Annotated in this window: 17 protein-coding genes and 1 tRNA gene; 9 read left to right on the plus strand and 9 right to left on the minus strand. The window is 60.7% G+C overall.

The features are described 5' to 3' along the window. Positions 1-206: 206 nt before the first annotated feature. From C489_RS09420 to C489_RS09430, 3 genes are all read right to left on the minus strand, one after another. A complete protein-coding gene (locus C489_RS09420) occupies positions 207-2,696 on the minus strand; it encodes a cbb3-type cytochrome c oxidase subunit I (RefSeq protein ID WP_006431004.1) in 2,490 nt (829 codons plus the stop codon). After that, positions 2,696-3,682 carry a cytochrome c oxidase subunit II gene (gene coxB, locus C489_RS09425; protein WP_049890747.1) on the minus strand — a complete coding sequence of 329 codons (987 nt, stop codon included), beginning with the start codon at positions 3,680-3,682 and terminating at the stop codon, positions 2,696-2,698. Before coxB ends, C489_RS09420 begins: the two co-directional genes overlap by 1 nt. A gap of 403 nt (positions 3,683-4,085) precedes the next feature. Then, a complete protein-coding gene (locus C489_RS09430) occupies positions 4,086-4,541 on the minus strand; it encodes a hypothetical protein (protein WP_006431006.1) in 456 nt (151 codons plus the stop codon). A gap of 59 nt (positions 4,542-4,600) precedes the next feature. Between C489_RS09430 and C489_RS09435 the strand changes: the two genes are divergently transcribed. Further along, on the plus strand, positions 4,601-5,236 hold the full coding sequence (locus C489_RS09435) for an adenylate kinase (RefSeq protein ID WP_006431007.1): 636 nt from the start codon (positions 4,601-4,603) through the stop codon (positions 5,234-5,236). Between the two features lie 8 nt (positions 5,237-5,244). Here C489_RS09435 and C489_RS09440 read toward each other — a convergent pair whose 3' ends face one another. Both C489_RS09440 and C489_RS09445 read right to left on the minus strand, forming a co-directional pair. Continuing rightward, positions 5,245-6,792, minus strand: a complete 1,548-nt coding sequence (locus tag C489_RS09440) for a DUF7289 family protein (RefSeq protein WP_049890748.1) — start codon at positions 6,790-6,792, stop codon at positions 5,245-5,247. A gap of 405 nt (positions 6,793-7,197) precedes the next feature. After that, positions 7,198-9,801: a vWA domain-containing protein gene (locus C489_RS09445; protein WP_083902791.1), complete on the minus strand. Its 2,604-nt coding sequence runs from the start codon at positions 9,799-9,801 to the stop codon at positions 7,198-7,200. A 280-nt stretch (positions 9,802-10,081) separates the two neighbouring features. Here C489_RS09445 and C489_RS09450 point away from each other — a divergent pair, with 280 nt between their 5' ends. The 5 genes from C489_RS09450 (at position 10,082) to C489_RS22590 (ending at position 13,156) form a co-directional block, all read left to right on the plus strand. Then, a complete protein-coding gene (locus C489_RS09450; RefSeq protein WP_006431010.1) occupies positions 10,082-11,032 on the plus strand; it encodes a DUF106 domain-containing protein in 951 nt (316 codons plus the stop codon). Positions 11,033-11,157: 125 nt separating this feature from the next. Beyond that, the gene (cmk, locus tag C489_RS09455) at positions 11,158-11,736 is read left to right on the plus strand and encodes a (d)CMP kinase (RefSeq protein ID WP_006431011.1); all 579 of its coding nucleotides are present in this window, start codon (positions 11,158-11,160) and stop codon (positions 11,734-11,736) included. Then, the gene (locus C489_RS09460; RefSeq protein ID WP_006431012.1) at positions 11,736-12,644 is read left to right on the plus strand and encodes an RNA-guided pseudouridylation complex pseudouridine synthase subunit Cbf5; all 909 of its coding nucleotides are present in this window, start codon (positions 11,736-11,738) and stop codon (positions 12,642-12,644) included. The genes cmk and C489_RS09460 overlap by 1 nt, the downstream gene beginning before the upstream one ends. 92 nt (positions 12,645-12,736) lie before the next feature. After that, positions 12,737-12,807, plus strand: a tRNA-Pro gene (locus C489_RS09465). Between the two features lie 109 nt (positions 12,808-12,916). Continuing rightward, a complete protein-coding gene (locus C489_RS22590) occupies positions 12,917-13,156 on the plus strand; it encodes a DUF7563 family protein (protein ID WP_083902792.1) in 240 nt (79 codons plus the stop codon). Positions 13,157-14,098: 942 nt separating this feature from the next. Here C489_RS22590 and C489_RS09470 read toward each other — a convergent pair. Then, positions 14,099-15,394 (minus strand): zinc metalloprotease, encoded by a 1,296-nt coding sequence (locus tag C489_RS09470; RefSeq protein ID WP_006431013.1) that lies wholly within the window; start codon positions 15,392-15,394, stop codon positions 14,099-14,101. A gap of 165 nt (positions 15,395-15,559) precedes the next feature. Between C489_RS09470 and C489_RS09475 the strand changes: the two genes are divergently transcribed. The 3 genes from C489_RS09475 (at position 15,560) to C489_RS09485 (ending at position 19,930) form a co-directional block, all read left to right on the plus strand. Continuing rightward, positions 15,560-18,337 (plus strand): ATP-dependent helicase, encoded by a 2,778-nt coding sequence (locus C489_RS09475; RefSeq protein WP_006431014.1) that lies wholly within the window; start codon positions 15,560-15,562, stop codon positions 18,335-18,337. A gap of 183 nt (positions 18,338-18,520) precedes the next feature. Further along, positions 18,521-19,375 carry an alpha/beta fold hydrolase gene (locus C489_RS09480; RefSeq protein ID WP_006431015.1) on the plus strand — a complete coding sequence of 285 codons (855 nt, stop codon included), beginning with the start codon at positions 18,521-18,523 and terminating at the stop codon, positions 19,373-19,375. A 30-nt stretch (positions 19,376-19,405) separates the two neighbouring features. After that, positions 19,406-19,930, plus strand: a complete 525-nt coding sequence (locus C489_RS09485; RefSeq protein ID WP_006431016.1) for an Lrp/AsnC family transcriptional regulator — start codon at positions 19,406-19,408, stop codon at positions 19,928-19,930. Positions 19,931-20,052: 122 nt separating this feature from the next. Here C489_RS09485 and C489_RS09490 read toward each other — a convergent pair whose 3' ends face one another. From C489_RS09490 to C489_RS09500, 3 genes are all read right to left on the minus strand, one after another. After that, a complete protein-coding gene (locus tag C489_RS09490; RefSeq protein WP_006431017.1) occupies positions 20,053-20,508 on the minus strand; it encodes a PaaI family thioesterase in 456 nt (151 codons plus the stop codon). 1 nt (position 20,509) lies between these two features. Next, complete coding sequence (locus C489_RS09495; protein WP_006431018.1) at positions 20,510-22,462, minus strand: 3-hydroxyacyl-CoA dehydrogenase/enoyl-CoA hydratase family protein; 1,953 nt, start codon at positions 22,460-22,462, stop codon at positions 20,510-20,512. Positions 22,463-22,708: 246 nt separating this feature from the next. Further along, the gene (locus tag C489_RS09500; RefSeq protein WP_006431019.1) at positions 22,709-23,770 is read right to left on the minus strand and encodes a phosphotransferase family protein; all 1,062 of its coding nucleotides are present in this window, start codon (positions 23,768-23,770) and stop codon (positions 22,709-22,711) included. Position 23,771 lies beyond the last annotated feature (1 nt).

The following is a 23,771-nucleotide window of genomic DNA, read 5'->3' on the forward strand; positions in this document are numbered from 1 at the left end:
CGACCCGCTTCTGACTGACCCGACTGGCGGGCGATCGTCTAGGGTGTCGATCTCGCTCGAGTCAGTTCAGCTCTAATCCGTGCGTTCGCTGTCCGATCACGCTGGCTCCCCCACGTGTCGATGTCGACGACTGATGGATCTCTGAGAGCAGTCGAAACGAGGAAAACGACAAAACGATACCGCGGAATCCGATGCAGCGACGCGCGCTACATCAGGTAGAACAGTGGGAACAGGAAGACCCACACGATGTCGACGAAGTGCCAGTAGAGCCCGAAGTACTCCACCGGCATGTGATCCTCGAGGTAGGCGTCGATCGAGACGACCCGGTAGATCATGAACAGCGCGACCAGCAGCCCGAGGATGACGTGCAGGGCGTGCATGCCGGTCGTCACGAAGTACAGCGAGTATTCGATGCTGCTGAACCAGTAGTGGCCGTCAGCGAACTTGCTGCTGTACTCGAAGGCCTTGACGCCCATGAACACGAGGCCAAGCAGGACCGTCGCGCTGAGTGCGCCGAGCAGCCCCTTCTTGTTCTCGCGTTCGGCCATCACGTGTGCGAGGATGACCGTGAAACTCGAGGTCAACAGCACATACGTGTTGAACAGGCCGGCTTCGGTGATGGCGTCGAGATGCCAGTTGCTCCAGCCCATGTGGATGCGCATGAACACGTACGCCCCGATCGCGGCACCGAAGACGACGACGTCCGAGGCCAGGAAGACCCAGACGCCCATCTTCTCGTTGCTGACGCCGCCGAACGGCCAGCGTTCGGCGACGGCCATCTCGGGCGCATCGAACTGCTCGCGGCCGAACTGGAACAGCGTGATGGCGAGCATTCCGAGTCCGAGCACCACGAGCGCTGGATAGATGATGTTCTGTTCGGGTGCCGACGTCAGGGTCACGAAGTCGCCGACCTCGCTGTGGATGTGCGACTCCACGAACGAGAAGACGTAGGGCGTGATGCCGCTAAGTCCGAGGAAGAAGGTAAACGTCGCGGCACCGATGCCGAGCGGCCAGATGCTGGCGTGGTCGGCGTGTTCTTCCTCGTGGCTCGCAGCGGACACACCGGCAGCGTCCTGTCCGTGTGCGACGCCGCCGTCGGTCGCGGCCGGGGTGTCGTCGACGAACTCGAGCTTGCCGCTGGCGTAGCTTGGCCGGTCCGGCCAGTTCTCGAGCGGCGGTGGCGAGGGAATCGCCCATTCAGCGGTTCGCGAGTACGTCCACGGGTTGTCGGGTGCGTCGGGGCCCGAGACGAGACTCTTGCCGAGCGTGACGAACATGATCAGGAACGAGGCACCGAACACGAAGGCCCCGACGGTCGCCAGCTGGTGGTAGAGCTGTGCGCTTTCGGCGTAGTGGAAGACCCGTCGCGGCGTCTCCCAGGCCATGAACATCGGGAAGTACAGCAGATTGAACCCGATAAAGTAGACCGCGAAGTTGAGTTTGCCGAGCCGCTCGGAATACATCTTCCCGGTGATCTTTGGCCACCAGTAGTAGATGCCACCGACCAGTGCGGTAACACCCGAGACCATCACGTAGTGGAAGTGAGCGACGACCCAGTAGGTGCCACGGAACTCGTAGTCAAGCACGACAGCACCGAGGAACACGCCCGTGATGCCGCCGAGGATGAACAGGACGAGCGCACCCAGCGAGAACAGGAACGGCGTCGTAAACCGAACCCGGCCCTTGACCATCGTGTAGATCAGCGCGAAGACCATCAGGTCGAAAGGCAGCGAGATCCCGATCGTCGTCGCCATGAACAGGGTCTTGATCGGGAGGTTGATCGTCGACAGGAACATGTGGTGCATCCAGACGAGGAACGACTGGACCGCCACGAGGACCATCGCGATGATGACCCACTTCCGGCCGACCAGTCGTCGTCCGGTGAAGGTCTGGAACGTCTCGAACATGATCCCCAGCGCGGGGAAGAAGACGATGTACACCTCCGGATGGCCGAAGAACCAGAATAGGTGCGCCCACAGCAGGCTCGAGCCCTGATCGGTCGCGAAGTACTGCGTGAGGAACAGCCGGTCGACCGACAGCAACAGGAGCGCTGCCAGCAGGGCTGCAAAGGCAAAGAGCATCATCCAGATGGTCAGCAGCCACGACCAGGAGAACATCGGCATGTTCCACAGGCCGAGCCCCTCCGCTCGAGACCGGTGCATGGTCACGAGGAAGTTCACCGACCCGATCGTGATCGAGATGACGAACAGGGTCAACGCGAGAACCGTCGCGTTCCCGCCGGTCATCGCCTGCATCGCGCCCGTGTAGGTCGGGACGTTCAGCGGGGCGTACATCGTCCAGCCGCCGGAGAACGAACCGCCCTGGAAGAACGAGATCCCCATCAGGATCCCCGAGAACAGGTAGAACCAGTAACTCAGGGCGTTCAGACGGGGGAACGCGAGGTCCTTTGCACCGATCTGGAGCGGGACGAAGTAGTTCGCGAAGCCGCTCGCGATCGGTGACAAGAACCAGAACACCATGATGAGTCCGTGTGCGGAGACGGCCTGGTAGAACTGATCGTTCGTGAGCAGTCCCGTACCGCCGGCCTCCCACAGGTGAGTCCGGAACAGCAAGGCGAGGAGGCCACCGAACAGGAGGAAGAAGATCGACGTCGAGATATAGAGGATCCCAACGTCCTTGTGATTGGTCGTGACCAACCAGCGCTTGACCGATCGCATCGGCGGAAGGTCACTCATCAGTTCTCGCCTCCGTTGGTGGCGTCGCTTTCGTTGGCATTACTTTCCGTCGCGTTCATCTCGAGCGTGAAGGTGTCGTCGGTCGGACTCTTCACGCCGGTTTCCTCGATCGGCTCGAACTGGCCGTCGGTCGGCGTCACCGTCACGTTGTAGGGTCCGGCGTGGTCGAGCTCGTCGATCGTGATCGATCCGTTCTCGAACTCGTCGGCCGTGTACGTCTCGTTGAAGTCAGTCTCCTGATGATCGAGCGTGAGTTCGTAGCCCTCGGTGACGCGGGACTCGTTTCCGTCCTCCATGGTGAACGACATCGTCAACTGGTCGGCCATCCACTGGTCGAACGCGTCGGGTTCCATGACGGTGAGCGTGCTGACCATCGAGGTGTGGTACTCGCCACAGAGTTCGTAGCACTGGATCTCGTAGTCACCGGTCTCGTCCGCTTGGAACCATGTTTCATCGTATTCGCCCGGAATAGCGTCGGCTTTCACCCGTTGCTCGGGTATGCCGAACGCGTGCCAGACGTCGCCCGATGTCACCTGTATCCAGACTCGCTCACCGGCGGGAACGCGGAGGTTAATCGGCTCGACGCCGTTTTCGTACTCGTAGCTCCACGCGAAGCCGTCACCGACGACTTCGACGTTCAGCGCCTCTTCCTGTGCTGTCTCGCCCTCATCGGCGGGGTCCTCGACGTACAGGAGCATCCCGTACGTCCAGATCACCAGCGAGATGACGATGATAGCACTGAGACCGAACGAGAGAAACAGTTTCTTACCGCCCTTTCCGCCTGTCGGTAACTCCCCGACGGATGGCAGATCTTCGTCATCGCTGGCGTCGCCGGTATCACGGTACTTGTACGCGTTGTACAAGGTATACGTGATCACGACGATACCGACGAGCGCACCCAGTCCGAGGAAGACCAGGAAGATCTGCTCGAACACGTCGACACGTGTCTGCATCGGGGTCGTCAGTAGGTTGATGATTGTATTCACCTCTTTTGAACTCCAGTTATATGTCGGAGGATGATCGCTGGGGCCACTTATCTATTTGGAAACCGCCCGACTGATACCGTCTGTCGGCGACCGTCCGGCGGACCACTGTTTTTGCTTCGGGATGGGGTCCGTCTGTGCTGTCCATCACTGTGCTGTTGGTCCCGATGCTCTTTTTTCTGTCGCTGTCACGTCTCTATCGCCTCTCCGTGGCGACATCTTTGTTCAGCAGATGCGCATTACCCCGAACTAGTTCGGCTCGAGTGAAACACTCTCTCGGATATTAGCCATATTTGTAACATATGGCCCGGTGTGCGTTAGCTGTGATGCGCTCGATCACCGACGCGGGATCGTCACGCGATCGCGCTGCTCGTCGTCAGTCACGGGTCGATCGGTCGCCGTCGACTCACACCTCGACGACCCAGGCGCGAAACGCCGACGGAAGGTCGTAGACCTCACGGAAGATATCGTCGATGAACTGGGCGATCCGGTTGGGGTCCGCTTTCGCGCTGATCCGGACGTTCACTCCATCTGCCTCTTCGGGCCGATTCAGTTCGTCGATTTTGAACGCCGGGAACTCGCCGAGGACGGTCTTCAACACGTCTAGCTCTTCGTCGGTGCAGTCGACGTTGATCATTCCATCACCGAACTGAACCCATGGAACGCCCAGTTCGGGTAGGTCACCGTTCGTTTCTTCCTCGGATTCGAGTTCGACGGGCTCCTCGGGGTCCGCATTCTCTCGGAGGTCGTTCCCGTCGGCCTCGAGCGTGAGGAATCCGCTCCCGCGCTCGCGATGGGCGGTGATAGCGTCGACGTACAGTTTCCGTCGCGCGGCGGGCTCGGCGGCATCAAAGCGAGTCATAATCGGACGAACGTGCCCGATTCTTTAAGCCTTTATGTGCCGGCACTGAACGAGGGCGTATGGCTCAGCCACGAATCCTGATCCTGGGCGCGCCCGGGGCTGGTAAGGGGACTCAGAGTGCAAAGATCACCGAGGAGTTCGACGTCGATCATATCACGACCGGCGATGCCCTCCGGAACAACAAGGAGATGGACATCTCCGATATGGACACCGAGTACGACACGCCGGGCGAGTACATGGATCAGGGCGAACTCGTCCCCGACGAGGTCGTCAACGCCATCGTCGACGAGGCGCTCAGTCAAGCCGATGGCTTCGTCCTTGACGGCTATCCGCGGAACGTAGAGCAGGCCGAAGAACTCGAGGACATGACCGACCTCGACGTGGTGCTCTATCTCGATGTCGGTGAAGACGAACTCGTCCACCGCTTGACGGGCCGACGGATGGATCCCGAGACGGGCGACATCTACCACGTCGAGTACAACCCGCCGGAAGACCCCGAAGTCGAGGAGCGCCTGGTCCAGCGGGACGACGACACCGAAGAGACGGTCAAAGAGCGACTGTCGGTGTTTCGGGAGAACACCGAACCGGTTATCGAGCACTACGAGGACGAGGGCGTCCTCGAGCGAGTCGACGGCGAGCAGGCACCCGATGCGGTCTGGGAAGACGTGAAGGAAACGATCGACGACGCGGCGTAGTTCCCTAATTAATTCTGCTCGACATCGACCTTGTGTCGGGCGATATTGAGGTACGTAATCTTCGGCGGGAAGGAATAATTATCGGGCTCAACGTCAATTCCAGCATTCTTTAGGTCGGTATCGTATTCGAAGTCGTTTCCAGAACCTCCCTGAAAGTGGACCGAGTTTGCGACGATAGATCCACGGATTGTGGGATTGGAGAGAGAACATACTTGCTCTCCGTTACATTGGCCACCTCCGCCTCCCTTTTTTTGTATCACCTCATTTGGTCCGTCGAAATCATCACTTGGTGCGTAGAGGGTACCCTCGAATGTACCACCCTTGAACCCGGCCGATAGCGTCGATGTTCCGTATACTTGGAGTTGTGCAGCGTCGACTTCGTCGATAGAATCAACATGCATCTCCCCACCTTGTAAATTAACATTACCAGTTGTGTATATTTTCAACCGGTGGTCTGTACCAGTACTGCTTTCCCAATTTTCGACGCGTAATTCACCACCATCTACCGTGATATTACCATCAACTACGACTGTCGCGTTTCCGTCCTCGAGATTAAACGTAACCGGATCACCATTTCCGTCCAGATGAATGCCGTCGGCGAAGTAGAGCCCGTCAGAGAACTCCGAGTCGTCTTCATCTTCACCGATCGTCCACGGTCCATCAACGTCGTCCGTCGCCCAACTTCGGTTCCCGGTCTCGTTAACATCATCAACCATTTGATCGATGATGTTGTCCATTTCCGGCATCGATCCGCGTCGCACGTTCTCGTCGACGTGATCTACGCCCCCTTGTTCGCCCGCCGTGTCCGAGATCGTTAGACCAGAGTCGAACGCGCCTTCCGCGTCGAGGTCGGTCAGCGCGACTTTGACGAACGGCGTATCACTGGTGTGATTCGACTCCTGGACGACTGCACTGCCGACCTGTGTTTCGAAATACGTCTCCCATCCCTTCGAGTAGTCACTGTAGATCGTCATCGTCACGGTCTCGTTTTCGAGGGGAATGGACCCGTAGGACTCCGTATCAGTATGTGTCAGTCGGATATCGCCCGATCCGAGCTCCTGATCTTCACTGACGGATGTCACCGGCAGAATGAGCGTCTCGTTTTTGTAGGAAAGCGGCGGTGCGGAGACCATCTGCGTATTCTCACCGGTGCCCCGCCATACGCCTCCCGCTTGGTACGCGACTGTCGTCCCCTCCTGACTCTCGTATTCGATCGCACCGATCGGTATCTCGAGCGGATTGCCCGTTCCATTGTACTCCTCAGACTGATTGAGATACTTGGAATCGATCGTAATGTTGCCGGCTTCTGTTTGCGTAATCGCTCCACTGCTGCCGGCATCGAAATCCATCGACTGTGAGACATCGGTCGCGGTCGCCGATGTCGTCATCGTCTGACTGAGTTGGACGAACGACTGCTCGATCCGTTCCTGTTCAGACTGTTGTTCGGCAGTCGCCATCGCTTCGGTCCCAACAAGCAAAATACCGATACTGCCGATAGCAACCATCCCGATCAGCAGGATCACCGCTAACACGGAGGCTTGCCCTCGTGCCCCCATCACGCACCCACCGCACCGTGAATTCATGCTCAGAATATTTTCTCTTTAGATGATAAGACGCTCGTCCGATCATATCTTCCAGAATTGTTTATCTCTGTTTAGAGTTCCTATTCACTACGAACGCCTACACAGAAAATTTGGTATGTATCCTCTCTATGGTCTATTCTTCTGTTAAACGATAGTAAATTGTTCAATCATTATCATATGTGTGTTGTCGACGCAATCGGAAGTATAGGAGATGATGTGATTGTGATAGCGACCGGATTCCCTTTGCATCTACGGATACAAAGAAGGCCTGTTCCACGAACAGCGAAGATCTAGCTGCTCTATCATAATTATCTGGAATTTAATAATACTTGAAACGGTATAATAGCGACGTGAATTGAGTCGGTATATGCGAGTAGGTTAATTTTCGATGCGCACCTGCTGAGTCTCGACGTTGACCACGTAATCACTCGAGGATTCACCTGGATTAGGTATATCACCGACGTTGAACGTGATATCTTCGTCTGCAGTCACCCGATTTGCAATGAGATTGAATTTTTCCTTAAGCTCTTCGTCATCATCTATCGGATAATACTCTCCCCCGGTATCAGTCGCAGCTTTTTTCAATAGTGTTTCGTTGAGATCATTTCCGAGACCGATCGTGTAGATGGTTACATCTTTGCTAATTGCATCTTCGATTTTGTCTTCTGTTCTGGTATTAGCATCCTCATCCGAGTTTTTACCGTCGCTCAAAAGGACCATGACGCGATCATGATTCGGATCATATGGCTGGTTTAGAGCGAGTTCCATACCCTGAGACATATCTGTCTGTCCACCAGCGCTGACCGTGATACTTTCGTTTACACTATCGAACTCGTCGCTCAAATTGTGGAACGTTTTTCCTCCAGTATCGAACTCGAATGCTCCGACTCGGTCGGTCGATTCATTCAGACTTCCAATAAAGTCCTTGGTTGCATCAGATCGAAGTTCGTGCGGGTCGTTTCCGTATTCGACAGTGACAGTGGTACTACTTGAACCATTTTTAACCCGAACATCGTGTGAATAGTCGAATGATTCGCCTGGTTCAATTTCGACCCCCTCACTATATTCCTGACAAGAAATCCAACCCCAACTTATACACTGACGAGCCTCAAGCGAGTGAGTCTCGTTTGAAACAACTGACAAGGTAGACGTACCTGCCCACCTAGGATCCGGCGGATCCTGCCAATAATCTCCAGTCACCGTTCCAGTGTCTCCCATCGATCCGGAACCGTCAAGGACGAAGGTCACGTCGAGCTCTGATCGTGCCTCCTCGACCGTAATATCCTGATCTTCGTCCGAAATTGGAACGTCAGTTCGAAGCGACCGATCGAAATTGATCGTCACGTTGTTGCCAATTTTGGTCGCCCCACCGACGACTGCCCCCGTGATTTCGGCATGGTCCTCTATGTCAAGTTGGCTGCCCGGCGCGTAAATAACGCCTTCAAAGCTGGCGTCGTTTTCGAACGTGATCGCCGTGCTGCTCGTTCCGTACAACCAGAACGTCCCCGCTTGATTGTTGGTATCTACCTCGCCTATCGTCACGCTCTCGTCGGTGTAGATGTACACCTGATTTTCCCCCGTGACCGTCAAATCCGAAAGGGTTCCCCCTTTGAATCCACCCACACCGATGTGAACGTCGCCATCCGACGTGTTGATCGAATTGACGTTGAACTCGTCCGTGTAATACCGTCCCGATTCATCAATTGAATCCTTCCCACTACCGAAACTGGTCACCTTCTCGTTCGAGTCGTGATCCTTGAGATAGCTGAGTGCGCTGTCTTCAATCTCACTATCGATACCCTCGTGACTGTCGAACGGTCTCGACATGTTCGCCGCGATCACGGAGTCCGTCAAATGGGCAACGTCCGTACCGTTTGTCGTGTATCTTCGATTGGCATCACGCGTTTCGAAATTGGGATCCGAGACGTATCCGATCGGAGTGACTGCCGAATCAAATTTTGGATCGATCTGTCCGTTGATGACGGGATAGCCTTCGATATCGGCACCATCGCTGAGTTCGAAACCGCTATCGACGGTAAACAGATCATGTGATGCGTTACTTCGATTGTGGTTCGAGTATCCCGATACGTTCAGATCGTCCTCGTAACTGCCGCCGTTGATACTATCGATACTGTCGGCGGAGAGTCCGCCGTATATCGTCGGTTCGATCCCGACGTGGTGTGCGAACGGATTGTTTCCGTCGATCGTTGCGATGACAGTCACCGTTTGGTCGCCCGGATCGTGACAAATGAGGTTCTGATCGAAGCTAACGTCGACATCGAAATCACAATTGTCACTTTTGGCATCGGTAGCGTTGAACTCGTCGCTCATAAATCGGTACCACCCGTCATGATACTGTGTCCCTTCGACAGTAATTTCGACGTGACTTACAAACTCTCCTTGGCTAGGGGTATCCACTTCTGAAGTGGTTGATTTCTGGCTTGTCACCGTGTTTTCGCCGGGTCCAGCGTTTCCGGTCAGGTTCGTAACAGAGAAATCAATCCGACCGTATTCACCGTCTTTGTAGTATCGAAGATCTGGTCTCGAGACCACAGTTGTGCTCCCGCCGTTGTTTTTCCAAATACCGCCGGCCTGATAGCCGAATATGTTGCCGGATTCTCCTTTCTGGGTAAGCGTTCCCATGGGGATGGTCTCGTTAGAGAGTTCTTCGAAACCGTTTGAGCTAGTGATACGGATTTGGCTACTGTTCGAGATGTTGTATTCTCCTTCCTCAAGGTATACTGATCCCGTTGCATCGTCGTTCAACGTCCCTGTCAAATCCTGGTCAAACTGTCGCAGGGTCTGTGTTTCCTGTTCGCCTGTAGCTTGCATCTGAATCGAATCTAAGGCGACCATTCCGACACCGATGACGAGCGCAGCACCAATAATAACCAATCCGAATAGAAGTATGAGTCCGACCTGCTGACTCGCACCACGTTCCGTTGACTCGGCCGCTGATGGCCCCCTCCCTCGTCTATACATTCGTTGGCTGATCTATTACTATTCATCTTATAAAAATCTGCGCCCGGTATATTTCTTCTATTGTGAACTATAATAAATTCTCAAAACAGTACACGACTATCATTTCACAGCAACAAACGGTAATAAACGGTGCCGGAATAGTGTGATGAGTATAGAATTTCTCGATCACATTACAATATAACACTATGTCTGCCGAATATCTGCGGTGACAACCCCTCCGTTTGCGACTGCCGGCCGAAGAAAAACACTTGTATACCGGACGACGCCTAGCACAAAGCAGATGACGCGTACAGCCGAGAAGATCGACGCCCTCGTCCGTGAGGATTCCTCGATGGCGAGCGCCCTCGAGGCGATCCGCGAGGAAGCCGACAGGAACGGTGGCGAGGTCCAGTGGGCCGACGTCAGCGACGACCTGACGAGCGGACAGTGGGGGAGATTGATCGAGAAAGGAGTGTTAGTCGACGGCGACGAGGGGTTCGAGATCGCCGATCGCGAGGCCTACGACCGGGCCCTCGACGGTGACGGCGATGGCAGCGGCGCGGCCGACGTCGATATCGACGAGGAAGAGTCGAGCTGGTCGCAGTGGGACAAGCTCGCCGGCGTCGGCGCGTTGCTGTTGATGCCCGGCTACTGGTTCGATTCGATCCGGAACGTCGTCGGGAGTACGATTAACGCGGTTCTCGGGCCGCTCGACGCGGCGTTGCCGTTCTATGGCGTGATTCTCTCGGTCGCGTTGATCACCGGTCTCTACTCGTCGCTGCTGCAGGCGAACCTGATGAACACGGAGGTCATGGGGAAGTACCAAGAGCGGATGCAGGCAGTCCAACAGGAGCAAAAGGACCTTCGTCAGGAGAAGAAAGACGCCGAGGAACGCGGGGCGAGCGAAGCCGAAATCGAGCGTATCGAAAACGAGATCGAACGCGCCCGCGAGGAACAGATGGAGGCCATGGCGGACAACCTCGGGATGTTCAAAGAGCAGTTCCGGCCGATGGTCTGGATCATGCTGTTGACGATCCCGCTGTTCCTCTGGATGTACTGGAAGATCCAGTCGGTCGGGATCGACGGCGCGGAGGCGACCGTCGTCATGCCGCTGGTCGGCGAGACCAACTGGCAGTCGGGACTGTTCGGCCCAATGCCGGCCTGGATCGTCTGGTACTTCCTGTGCTCGATGGGGTTCTCCCAGCTCCTCCGCAAGTCGCTGAACATCGACATGTCGCCGTCGAGTAGCTGAGCCGGCTCGCAGGGCCCCGATTCGATAGCGCTTCTCTCATACTCTACTGCTCGCGTCCGCAGACGCGGCCGCTGTCGTGCTCGCTGATTCAAAACCCATTTTACCCGGCCCCTCGCAGAGTGAGTATGTTACTCACCGTCTCCGGCCCGCCGGGAAGCGGGAAGAGCACGACCGCCGAGTTGCTCGCCGAGGCCTTCGATCTCGACCACGTCAGCGGCGGTGACATCTTCCGCGAACTAGCCGACGAGCGTGGCTATACGCCCCTCGAGTTCAACAAACTGGCCGAAGAGAACGACGAGATCGATCGCGACCTCGACCAGCGACTGCGCGAGATCGCCGTCGAGGACGACGATCTGGTCCTCGAGTCCAGACTCGCCGGCTGGTTGGCCGGCGAGCAGGCCGATTTCCGCTTCTGGCTCGATGCGCCGGCACGGGTTCGCGGCGAACGGATCGCCGATCGCGAGGACAAAGACCCCGTGCGTGCGACCGAGGAAACGCAGGCACGCGAGGCCAGCGAGGCCCAGCGCTACGAGGAGTACTACGGGATCGACATTCGAGACCTGACAATCTACGATCTTTCGGTTAACACGGCTCGCTGGGAGCCCGACGCCGTTCTCGACATGCTCGTCACCGCCGTCGAGCGCTACGACGCCGACGGGGACGAAGGGAAGGCACTCGTAACCGGCGTCGAGTACGACTTCTGATGAGCCTACGTGGCCCACCAGCGGACCGGTCGCCCGCCGAGTTGCTCACCTTCGGCGTCGTCAACCTCGACAAGCCGCCCGGCCCCTCCTCGCATCAGGTCAGCGGGTGGCTTCGGGACGCCGTCGTCGACACGCTGGCCGAGCGCGGCGTCGAATCGACGATCGATCGCGCCGCCCACGCCGGCACCCTCGATCCGAAGGTGACCGGCTGTCTCCCGGTCATGCTCGGGGATGCGACCCGGCTCGCACAGGTCTTCCTCGAGGGCGGCAAGGAGTACGTCGCCGTCCTCGAGTGTCACGCGCCGGTTCCAGCCGACGCCGAATCGGTCGTCGCGGAGTTCGAGGGACCGATCTATCAGAAACCGCCCCGGAAGAGCGCGGTATCCCGTCGCCTGCGCGTGCGCGAACTGTACGATCTCGAGGTGCTCGAGACCGAGGAGCGTCGCCTCCTCCTGCGTATCCGCTGTGAGAGCGGGACGTACGTCCGCAAACTGTGTCACGACCTCGGGTTGGCGCTGGGAACCGGCGGCCACATGGGACACCTACGCCGAACCGCGACGGACCCGTTCGACGACAGTACCTTGCACAGCGCTCAGGACTTCCTCGACGCACTCGGGTTCTGGCTCGAGGATGGCGATCCCGGACCGCTGTACGATGTCGTCGACCCCGCCGAACGGATTCTCGAGGGGATTCCGAGCGTCGTCATCGCGGAGAACGCGGCCCGCGAGGTGGCCCACGGGGCACCCGTCTACGCACCGGGCGTGCTCGAGGCCGACGACGGGATCGATCACGGGGCGCTGGTGGCCTGTTACACGCCCAATGGCGCGGCGGTCTGTCTGGGGGAACTCGCCGGCAGCGTCGACGCCGAAAGCGGGGTCGTCGTCGACCTCGAGCGGGTGCTGGTCTGAGTAGTGGTCTCGTGCTCGAGGCCGTGAAACCCGGTGACGAACCGGTAACGAAACGACACCCTTAAGCGGAAGACGACCATCGGTTCACGTGCGGGACCGTGGGGTAGTGGTATCCTCTGCGGATGGGGTCCGTAGGACCCGAGTTCAATTCTCGGCGGTCCCACTCGAAATTTTCCAAGTGTTCAACTCTTAACGTCTCATACCCCTGAGACGGCCGAAAATCCAATTCTCGGTTTCGGTATATTACCACGTAGTCGACAGACTACTCGGAGGTGGTCGGCGTGACGGTCGCTCCGTGGCCGTCAGTCGACCGCTCGACGTGCAAGCATTGTGGAGCCCACGTCACCGACCGGTTCCGCCGCGTCTTCGGTGACGACGGCGATCGCGCTCACCGCTACGGGGACTGCGATACCTACGCTCGACTGAGCCGCGGCTCCGCTGCTGGCATCGACGTTTCAGTTCCGAACCCAGAGACATTGCCCGGCCGTCACGGAGGTGAGGCCGATGTGTGATGAGTTCGTTCCCGCGAGTCAGCTGTACGATGTCGGGAGTCGGACGCCCATCGCCCATCCGGCCCACCAAGCGACCGGCGAGGACGTTCGTCGCGCTCTCGCTGATCGGGACGTTCTCGCCGATGGTGGACAGCCCTCGAGCGGTACTGGTCACAGTCCGTCGGCGGTTTTCAGCAGCCGAAGGAGAATACCGAGCGTCAGCACCATCGCGACAACGAATGTAACTGCGATAATCAGCGTCGCTGTACCGATCATACCTGTACTCGAGCAGTGGCTCTCAATAAGATACCGGCTCGAAAACCCGATTCATTGGGACCATACCGATCGATCACTACAGCTGGGAACTGATCGAACAGACGGTGGTTCACGATGAGCCGCCTCGTTGAATCCGACGAGTGCGAGCGATGCGGTGATCGCGTCGACGCACTTCGCCGGCTCTGCCCGGAGTGTACACGTGCGGTTCGCAATGCACGAGAGGGGCCGCTATGAGTTCTCGAGCGTCGGAACTCGAGCGCCCGAAGGCCACGAGAGGCCCTCGAGGTCGTCGGTTACGTCCGTCGCGTCGATCGGTTCGTTCCAGTCGGTCGTGGCCATGATGGACTCGGTGTCGTTCGTGTGAGCGTCTCGATAGTCGAGTAGCCCGCCGTCTGCACGCCGCCGATGAAGGTCCGAGCACGACTACCGCAAGCAAGAGCACCCGCACAGGGTGGGCGTAGCCGATCACTCGATGTGGATGGCGTCCCGCCGAATGCCGGCGTCCTCGAGAGTCGCCGAATGATGATAGTCCCCCGCTGACCGAGGCTGGAGGACCGATCGTCTCGGATCGGAACGACGCTCGAGCGATCGCAGCGTCACGACTTCGCAGTCGACTCGCATTCCGACGACCCACCGAAAACGGGGTGACGAGTTCCTCGATGGCGGTGGTCAGTTACGAACCTCGAGTCAGTCGTCCGACCCGACGAACGACGTCGCCGGCGTGAACATGTGGTCGTCGAGGTAGCCCCAGTCGTCGAAGTCGCTACTGCCGTCGCTCGCGGAGAAGCCGTAGTAGTCACGCGGCGCGTTGTAGTTCATCACGCTCGAGTAGCTGCTAAAGCGGTACTCGTCGGTGTCGATTCCCTCGAAATCGGTGTTCGAGAGGCCGAGCGAGTGACCCAGTTCGTGCATCGCGGTCGATCCCGTTTGGTCGCGACCCGACTGTGATTCGACCATCATCGTCCCGAGTCCGGCTTTGCCGATGACGTTCCCCGTGTTCGTATCGCCGGCGACGTCGTCGACGATGACCAGATAGTGATAGCCCAGCCCCTCCTGATCGAAATGCTGCGCCCGGATCCGGTTGAGGTCGCCGACGTCGGTCTCCGAGTCCCACGGAATCGTCTCGTCGAAGGTCACGTGGAGGTCCGCGCCGGTCGAGCCGTCGGGGTTCTCGAGCGGGGCGTCCTCGAACTCGCTGGCGATCCGTTCGGCCTCGCGGCGCTCGAGGTCGGTTCGCTCCATGGTGTCGACTTCGACGTAGATGTCCGTTCTGAGCGGGTCGGCCTCGGGGAAGATATCCCGTCGATTGACTTCCGAACCGTCGGTTAGCCCGTCGCCGTCGGTATCCGCATCGGTCGGGTCGGTGCCGTACTCGCGGACCTCCGCGCCGTCGGCGAGCCCGTCGTCGTCCGTATCGGCGACGGTGGGCTGGGTCTCGTGTTCGAGCACTTCCGGGCCGTCCGCGAGGCCGTCCCCGTCCGTATCAGCGGTCGTGGGCTCGGTCCCGTACTCCTCGAGTTCGTCGAAATCGGATAGGTTATCGTCGTCCGAATCCACCGCGAGCGGATCGGTGTCGTACTCGCGCACTTCGTCGCCGTCCGCGAGCCCGTCGCCGTCCGTGTCCGCCTCGGTCGGATCGGTGCCGTACTCGCGGACCTCCGTGCCGTCCGCGAGGCCATCGCCGTCGCTATCTTCCTCGAGCGGGTCCGTTCCGATCTCGTACACCTCCGTACCGTCGTCGAGTCCGTCGCCGTCGGTATCGGCCGCGGTGGGGTCGGTCCCGTATCGCCGTTCGGCCCCGTCCTCGAGGCCGTCGCCGTCGGTGTCGGCGTCGAAGACCGCGGTCCCGTCGCGGATCTCGGCCACCGGCGCGACCCCGTCGGAATCGGGATCGACGACCGTCGTTCCCCCGACGAAGCCGACCGTACCGAGTCCGACGAGGAGAACGAGGAGGAGCCCTGCAGTGGACCGCGACGATACCATTTCCTGAATGTCACGAACGGGGGACTATCTGTATTGTGGCTTCGGTACGGATCGGAGCGAGTTCCGTGATCCGTCGGCCGGACCGATTTCGATCCCGCTCCCGCCGATTTCACTTTCACCACGCTGTCCAAACCCTCTTACACGCCGGTCCCCGAGACGACGGTAATGGACGGGAACGAGCGCCTCGAGTTGCCGGTTTCCGACGATGCCCTTCCGTTCGATCCGGCCGACGCCGCGATCGAGGACGGCGACGTGTTCGAGTTGCTCGAGCCCGCGGTACAGGAGTGGTGGCTCGAGGAATTCGGCGAGTTCGTTCCCGAGAACGACGGCTTCTTCACGCCGCCACAGCAGGGGGCCATCCCGAAGATCCACGACGGGACGAACACTCTGGTCTGTGCGCCGACCGGATCGGGGAAGACGATGTCGTCGTTTCTCTCGATCATCAATTACCTCTACGAGCGAGACCGCGAGGAACCCGACGGTCTCGAGAACTCCGTCTACTGTCTCTACGTCTCGCCGCTGAAATCCCTCGCGAACGACATTCACCGCAATCTCGAGGTCCCCCTCGAGGGAATCGAAGACATCGTCGCCGAGCGCGACGGCGCGGAGTCGATGGGTGAGATCCGTCACGCGATCCGGCACGGCGACACCTCCTCGAGCGACCGCCAGAAGATGCTCGAGGAGACCCCCCACATTCTCAATACGACCCCCGAAACCCTCGCGATCCTGCTCAATTCGCCGAAGTTCCGCGAGAAGCTCCGGACCGTCGAGTACGTCATCGTCGACGAAATCCACTCGCTGGCGGCGGGCAAACGAGGGACCCACCTCTCGGTCAGTCTCGAGCGACTCGAGGCGATGACCGAGGAGGACATTACACGGATCGGCTGCTCGGCGACGATCGAGCCCCTCTCCCGGGTCGCGGAGTTCCTCGTCGGCTGCGAGGAAAACGGCGAGCCACGGGACTACGAGATCGTCGACGCTCGCTTCGCCCGCGAGTTCGACATGCGACTCGAGTGTCCCGCGGACGACCTGATCAACACGCCCCGCGAGGTCGTCCAAGAGCGGTTCTACCGGATGCTTCACGAGCACATCCAGGCACACACGAACACGCTGGTGTTTACCAACACACGCTCCGGGGCCGAACGCGTCCTCCACAACCTCCGGGAGGACTTCGACGCCTACGACGAGGACAACTCGGGCTGTCACCACGGCAGCCTCTCGAAGGAGGTAAGACAGGACATCGAGGGTCGACTGAAAGACGGCGACCTCGACGTGGTCACCTCCTCGACGAGCCTCGAGTTAGGGATCGACATGCCCCACGTCGACCTCGTCGTGCAGGTCGGCTCGCCGAAGTCCGTCGCCGCCCTCCTCCAGCGGATCGGCCGCGCGGGCCACCGCGTCGGCCAGACGGTGACCGGCCGGGTCATCGCGCTCGACCGGGACGAACTCCTCGAGTGTGCGGTCATGCTCAAAAAGGCCAAAGACGGGTTCGTCGACTCGGTGTCGATCCCCGAGAACGCACAGGACGTGGCCGCCCAGCACGTCTACGGAATGGCGATCGCGGAGATCAGGCCCGAAGCCGAACTGAAGCGAATCCTCCGGCGGGCCTACCCCTACCGGAATTACAGCGAGGACGAGTACGAGTCGCTCATGCGGTATCTCACCGCCGAGTACGCCGGCTTGGAGGAAAAGAACGTCTACGCGAAGGTCTGGCGCGACGAAAACGACCCGCCCGACGGCCAACACCACCACGAGGAGTTCCCCGTCGGCGAGGTGCTGATCGGGAAACGCGGCCGCCTCGCGCGGGTCATCTACATGACCAACATCGGCACGATTCCGGATTCGTTCGCCTGCGACGTGAAGACGCGCGCGAGCGACGAGTGGGTCGGCCAACTCGACGAGTCCTACCTCGATACCCTCGAGAAGGGCGATGTCTTCGTCCTCGGCGGCGACCACTTCGAGTATCGCTACCGACGCGGGTCGAAGGTCTACGTCGACCGCACGAGCGCCCGGCCGACGGTCCCCTCGTGGTACTCCGAACGCCTCCCGCTGTCCTACGATCTGGGCTGTGAGATCCTCGCATTTCAGGGCGAACTCCTCGAGCGATACGCGGCCGGCGGGCCGCCCCGGGTCCGTGCGTGGCTCCGGGAGTTCCCGCTGGACGACGACAGCGTGCGAGCGATTGCCCGGCTGTTCGACTACCAGTGTCAGTACGCGGGCGCGGAGAGCGTAAGCACGAGCGACCGACTCGCGGTCGAAGTCGTCCGGGACCGCGAGGAGTACGAGCGCCACTACTACGTCCACTCGACGTACGGCCGCAAGGTCAACGACGGGCTCTCGCGGCTGCTGGCCTACCGCTGTGCCCAGGAGGCGACCGCGAACGTCCGCGTGGCGGTCGCGGACAACGGCTTCGTCCTCTCGATGCCGCTGAACCGGAAGGTCGATATCGAGGGGATCATCGCGGACCTCGCGGCCGAGGACGTCCGGGACGACCTCCGGGCCTCCCTCTCGGGGACCGACCTGCTCCAGCGCTACTTCCGGATCAACGCGACGCGCGCGCTGATGATCCTCAAGCGCTACAAGGGCTACGAGAAGTCCGCGGCCGAACAGCAGGTTTCCAGCGAGATGCTACTCGGTTTCGCCGAGGACTTAGAGGAGTTCGCGGTGATCGAGGAGACCTACCGCGAGATCCTCGAGGACAAACTGAACGTGAGCGAGATCGAGGACATCGTCGGCGCGATCGACGCGGGCGACCTCGCCGTCTCCCGGCGACTTCTCGATTCGCCGACGCCGCGGGCGTTCGGCCTCGCAACCCTGTCGGCCAGCGACGTCGTCCTCGCCGAGGACGAAAGCGCCGCGCTCCAGTCGTTCCACGAGCACGTCCTCGAGGAGATCGGCGAGGAGTCGCTGGCGGGGCTGACGGCGGGCTCCGAAGACGAGTAGCTGCCAGTCGCGGTTAACATCGGTAGCCCTCTCCCAAACTGACTTTATCTTGGAAGCTGAATCGGTGGTGTGTTACCACTGACTATGAGAGAGAAAACCACGCGGAACGATCGAGTTCAACGGAATCGCCGACTCACCGCCGTCCGCCGCCGATCGGGGGACGCCGCGAACGGGGGGAGCTGAATGGTCGATCACGACGCGTGGAGCGACCAGCAGTCGTCGACGACGGTCTCGGTCGACGGCCACGACCTCGCGGTCGCCTATCACGAGGACGGTCCAGATGAGAGCGCGGCCCCGCCGGTCGTCTTCCTTCACGGCATTCCGACGTGGTCGTTCCTCTGGCGCGACATCGTCCCGGCAGTCGCCGAGGATCGGCGGACTATCGCGCCCGATCTGGTCGGCTACGGCAACTCCGCAATGGGCGACGGCTTCGACCGCTCGATCCGCGCACAGGAGGAGATGCTCGAGGCCTTGCTCGACGATCTCGGGCTCGAGGCGATCGCGCTGGTCGCCCACGACATCGGCGGCGGCGTCGCGTTGCGCTTTGCCGCACACAACCCCGAACGGGTCGAGCAACTCGTCCTCTCGAACGCCGTCTGTTACGACTCGTGGCCGGTTGAGTTCGTCTCGAATCTGGGGCTGCCCTCGACCGCCGACCTGGAACGTGAAGACCTCGAGGAACAGCTCGATTCGGCGTTCGTCGAGGGTGCCTACGGCGAGGCTGACCCCGAGTTCGTCGCTGGCATGAAAGCGCCGTGGCTGACCGACGAGGGTCACCTGTCGTTGGTTCGGGACGCCGTCGCGACGAACACGAACCACACGACCGAGATCGACTACGGCGCGATCGCCGCCGAGACACTGTTGCTGTGGGGCGAAGACGACGTTATGCAGCCCTACGCCTACGCCGAGCGACTCGCCGAGGACATCGCCGATGCCGAACTCGAACCGCTGTCGGACGCCTACCACTGGGTTCCCGAGGACCGGGCGGACGCCTACGCCGACCGCCTCCGTGAATTCCTGACAGGAGCGGAAGTGTAACAATATGTCAGCCACGACAGTCACGATACCATGAGCGACGAACCACCGAACTGGGATTTCAAGGACCGCGATATCGCGATTCTCTGTGAACTCTCGAACGATCCGCAACTCTCCTCGCGGGAACTCACACAGGTGCTCGAGGCGGAGTACGACATCGACGTTTCCCACGTCACCGTCAGCGAGTCGATCAGGCGGATGCGCGACGAGGGCGTCTTTCGCGAGGCGATCATCCCGAACGAGGAGTACTACATCTTTGCGCTGTTCGAGTTCAAGTTCAACGCGGAGCACTTCGCCGACAACTGGCGGGAGGCGATGGAGTACATCAAGGCGGACAAGCACACCCTGTTTTTCTTCCTCTCTGACGGGGAGTACCAGTGGAAGACGGTGATGATGTTCCGCGACCGGCAGGAAGTCTCCCAGTGGATCCACGACTGTTACACGGAGTACGGCAACGTCATCGCGAACATCCGGAACTCGGCCGTCCACAACGTCCTCAAGTTCCAGACCGATCCCCGGATCTATGAGGACCTGCGAAAGGAGCGCAACGAGCGATAACCGCCACCGCTCGAGCGCTCGAATCTGTGAGGGCGCGGGTGCTCGGACAGTTCAGACGAACGGAACCGACAGTGTCGGTCGCTACTTTTTCGACTCGAGGGTGCCAACCGAGAGCGGCCGCGTTAGGTGCCGTCGATGCCGTCGCGGAACAGCCGGTAGGTGGTGCGACCGACGGCGGCTTCGCCGTCGGCCCCCTCGACGGTGACGTCCGTGACGCCGGTCGAGCCGCCGGCGCGGAGCACCTCGGCTTCGGCGCGCAGGTCGCCGGTCGCGGGCCGGAGATACGAGACGTTGAGATCCGTGGTCGTCAGATGGGCCTCGCTGGGGTTCTCGAACGTGCTCCGCAGCGCGAACGCGCTCGCGGTGTCGATCAGCGTCGCGACGATCCCGCCGTGGACCGGATCCGGCCCGTCGGTGCCGATCGGGTTCTCGAACTCCTCGTTGCGCTCGATGACGATGACTGCTCGGCCGTCCTCGAGAGAGTCGACCTCGATGTCGAGCCACGACAGGTAGCCGTGCTGCTGGACGAACGACGCCCACTCGGGCCACCCCGACGCGTCCGACGACCCGCCGGTCATTTCACTCGCCCTCGAACTCGGGCTCGCGGTCCTCGGCGAAGGCCGCGGTGCCTTCCAGCACGTCGTCGGTGCTGATCAGGAGGCCGAAGCCCTGACTCTCCATGGCGAGTGCGGCGTCGAGGCTGGCGTCTTGGCCCTCGTTCATGACTTTCTTGGCGACTTTCAGGCCAATCGGCGGGCCGCTGTGCAGGTCGTCGACGAACTCCTCGACAGTCGCGTCGAAGTCATCCCGCTCGACGGAGCGGTTGATCAGGCCCCAGTCCTCGGCGCGGTCGGCGTCGATGTGGTTGCCCCGGAAGACCAGTTCCTTCGCGCGGGTCTCCCCGAGGATGCGGGTGAGCCGCTGGGTCCCGCCGCCGCCGGGGATCAGGCCGAGGCCGATCTCCGGCGCGCCGAAGGAGGAGCGCTCGGTGGCGATCCGCAGGTCACAGGCCAGCGCGAGCTCGAGGCCGCCGCCGAGACAGAAGCCGTCGATCTTTGCGAGGACGGGCCGCGGGAAGTCGTTGACCGTCTCGAAGGCGGGCGTGACGTCCATCATGTCGGCCGGGTCCGTATCGCCGAAGCCGGAGATATCCGCGCCGGCGCTGAACGCGCGGTCGCCCGCACCTTCGATGGTGACACACCGGACTTCGTCGGTGTCGACCGAGGTGAGCAGGTCGTCGATCTCGGCGAGCAGGTCGTTCGAGAGCGCGTTCATCCGGGACGGTCGGTCGAGTTCGATTGCGAGGAGGCCGTCCTCGAGGTCGTAGTTCAGGTCGTGGTAGGGGCCGAGTTCGGCGTCGCCGTAGTCGTAGAAGCCCGCGCCGGCGTCCTCGCCGGTCTTGCCCTCTGCGACGAGTTCCTCGAGGTACGGGTGTGGTTCGAAGCGGTCCTCGCCCGTCTCCTCGTAGAGTTCCTCGAGTTTCTCGAGGACCTTGTCGAGGCCGATCTTGTCGGCGCGTCGGCAGATTCCCTCGGGGAAGCCGAGGCCGAGTTGGACGCCGGTGTCGACCTCCTCGGGGGTGGCGACGTCCTCGCCGACGAGGAAGGCTGCGCGGTTGATCATGCGGGCCTCGACGCGGAGCCAGTCGAAGTCGCCCGCGTCCTCGGGCTCGTAGTCCGCGCCGTCACCGTCCTCGTAGTCGTAGAAGCCCTTGCCGGTCTTCTGGCCGAGCTCTTCGGCCTCGACTTTCTCTTCGGTGATCGGCGGGATCGGGCTGTCGCCCTCCTTGCGGACGTGGTAGCCGACGTCGATCCCGGTGAGGTCGGCGAGTTCGAATGGTCCCATGGGATAGCCCCGTTCGTGGGCCATCGTCGCGTCGGCCTCGCGGATCGTCGCCTCCCCGTTCGAGACCATAAAGGCGGGTTCGCCGCCGAAGGGACCGACGATCGTGTTGACGACGAAGCCGCGGACGTCCTTGCGGACGTAGATCGGCGTCTTGCCGACCGATTCGACCCACTCGTAGCCCGCTTCGGCGGCCTCGTCGCTCGTGTCCTCGCCGTAGATGACCTCGACGAGGTCCATCTTCACCGGCGGGTTGAAAAAGTGCAGGCCGAGCACGCGCTCGGGCGTGTCGACGGCTTCCGCGATGTCCGAGATCGGCAGGCTCGAGGTGTTCGTCGCGAGCAGCGTGTCCTCGGTCGTGTACTCCTCGAGATCGGTGAAGATGTCGTGTTTCAGGTCGAGGTCCTCGGGTGCGGCCTCGATGACGAGGTCGGCGTCGGCGACGGCCTCCTCGAGATCCGTCGTCGTGTCGATTCGCGAGAGCACTTCATCGGCGGACTCGTCGATCAGTTCCTTTTCCTCGAGTTTCTGTAGACTCCACTCGATGGACTCGTAGCCGTCCTCGACGAACTCCGATTTGATGTCCCGCATCGTGACGTCGTAGCCGCCCATTGCGGTCACTTCGGTGATCCCGTGTCCCATGTTCCCCGCGCCCAGAACCGCAACGCGGTCGATGCTGTCCAGTGACATGGTCGTGCCATCGGGGGGAAATGTCTTAATTCCACCGACACTGCTTTACCATTGTTAAGAGTTGCTTCGGGCCGCTCACAATCCGTATACTGACATCCGGCTGCTGAAACTGTTGTAATGATTGCAGGCGTTTATTCGGCAGCGAGACGGTACTTGCCCGACTGCCGGACCGACCCCTGGCACCGATACCGCGTTAGTTCGGACTCGATCGCGGCGCTCAGTGCTCCAAAATCCGACTGGACCTCCTTAGAGCGGCTCGTCGCCCTCGATGATCCGCTTCGCCCGCGCGGCCAGCGCCGGTACTCGATTCCGCATCTTCGGGTACATCGGATCGTCGCTGTTGCCCTCGAGGTAGCGCCGGAAGAACATCTCGCCGAGGCCCGCCAGCTTGTAGACGGCCAGCGTTCGGTAGAACCGCTCGTGTTCGAACTCGTAGCCGGTTCCGTCCTCCCAGCGCTCGACCAGTTCGACCCGACTCGAGTACCCCTCCTGTTCCATGAAGCGGGTCGTCAGTTCGGGAATCGACGGCTCGGGGTCTTTCGCGTCGCGCCAGTAGGAGAGCATCCAACCCAGATCCGCCCGCGGGTCGCCCAGCGTGGCCATCTCCCAGTCGAAGACGCCGACGAGTTCCGGCGGCGTTCCGGGGGCGAACATGACGTTGTCAAGCTTGTAGTCCCCGTGGACGAGCGTGTGGGGGTGCTCTTCTGGGACGTTGTCCCGGAGCCAGTCGCCGACCTCGTGGAGGTCCGGCACTTCCCGTTCGTCCTCGGTGACTTCGAAGGCCCACGAGAGCTGTTTCCCCCAGCGGTCGACCTGCCGTTGGGTGTACCCCTCGGGGCGGCCGAACTCGCCGAGACCGATCCCCTCGTACTCGAGATCGTGAACCTTCGCCAGCGTATCGACGAGTTCCTCGCCGATCCGACGGCGGTGGTCCAGCTCTGCGAACCGGTCGGGTTCGCCCTCGCGGAGGACGTCGCCCTCGAGTCGCTCCATCACGTAGAAGTCGCTCCCGATGACGTCGTGGTCCTCACAGGCGAGCAACGGGTCCGGAACCGGTACGTCCGTGTCGGCGACGGCATTGGTCACGCGATACTCGCGGAGCACGTCGTGGGCCGTGTCGGCGGTCTCACCCGGCGGCGGCCGCCGAATCACGAGTTCGCGATCCCCCCACGTGACGAACAGCGTCTCGTTCGAGTGGCCCTCCTGATGGCGGGCGATATCGTAGTCGTCGGCCTCGCCGAGGTTCGCTTCGAGATACGCGACCAGCGCGTCCTCGTCGACGAGGCGCTCGTAGTAGTTCTCGCTCATG

Origin of the sequence: Natrinema versiforme JCM 10478 (genome assembly GCF_000337195.1) — an archaeon.
Taxonomy (GTDB): Archaea; Halobacteriota; Halobacteria; order Halobacteriales; family Natrialbaceae; genus Natrinema; species Natrinema versiforme.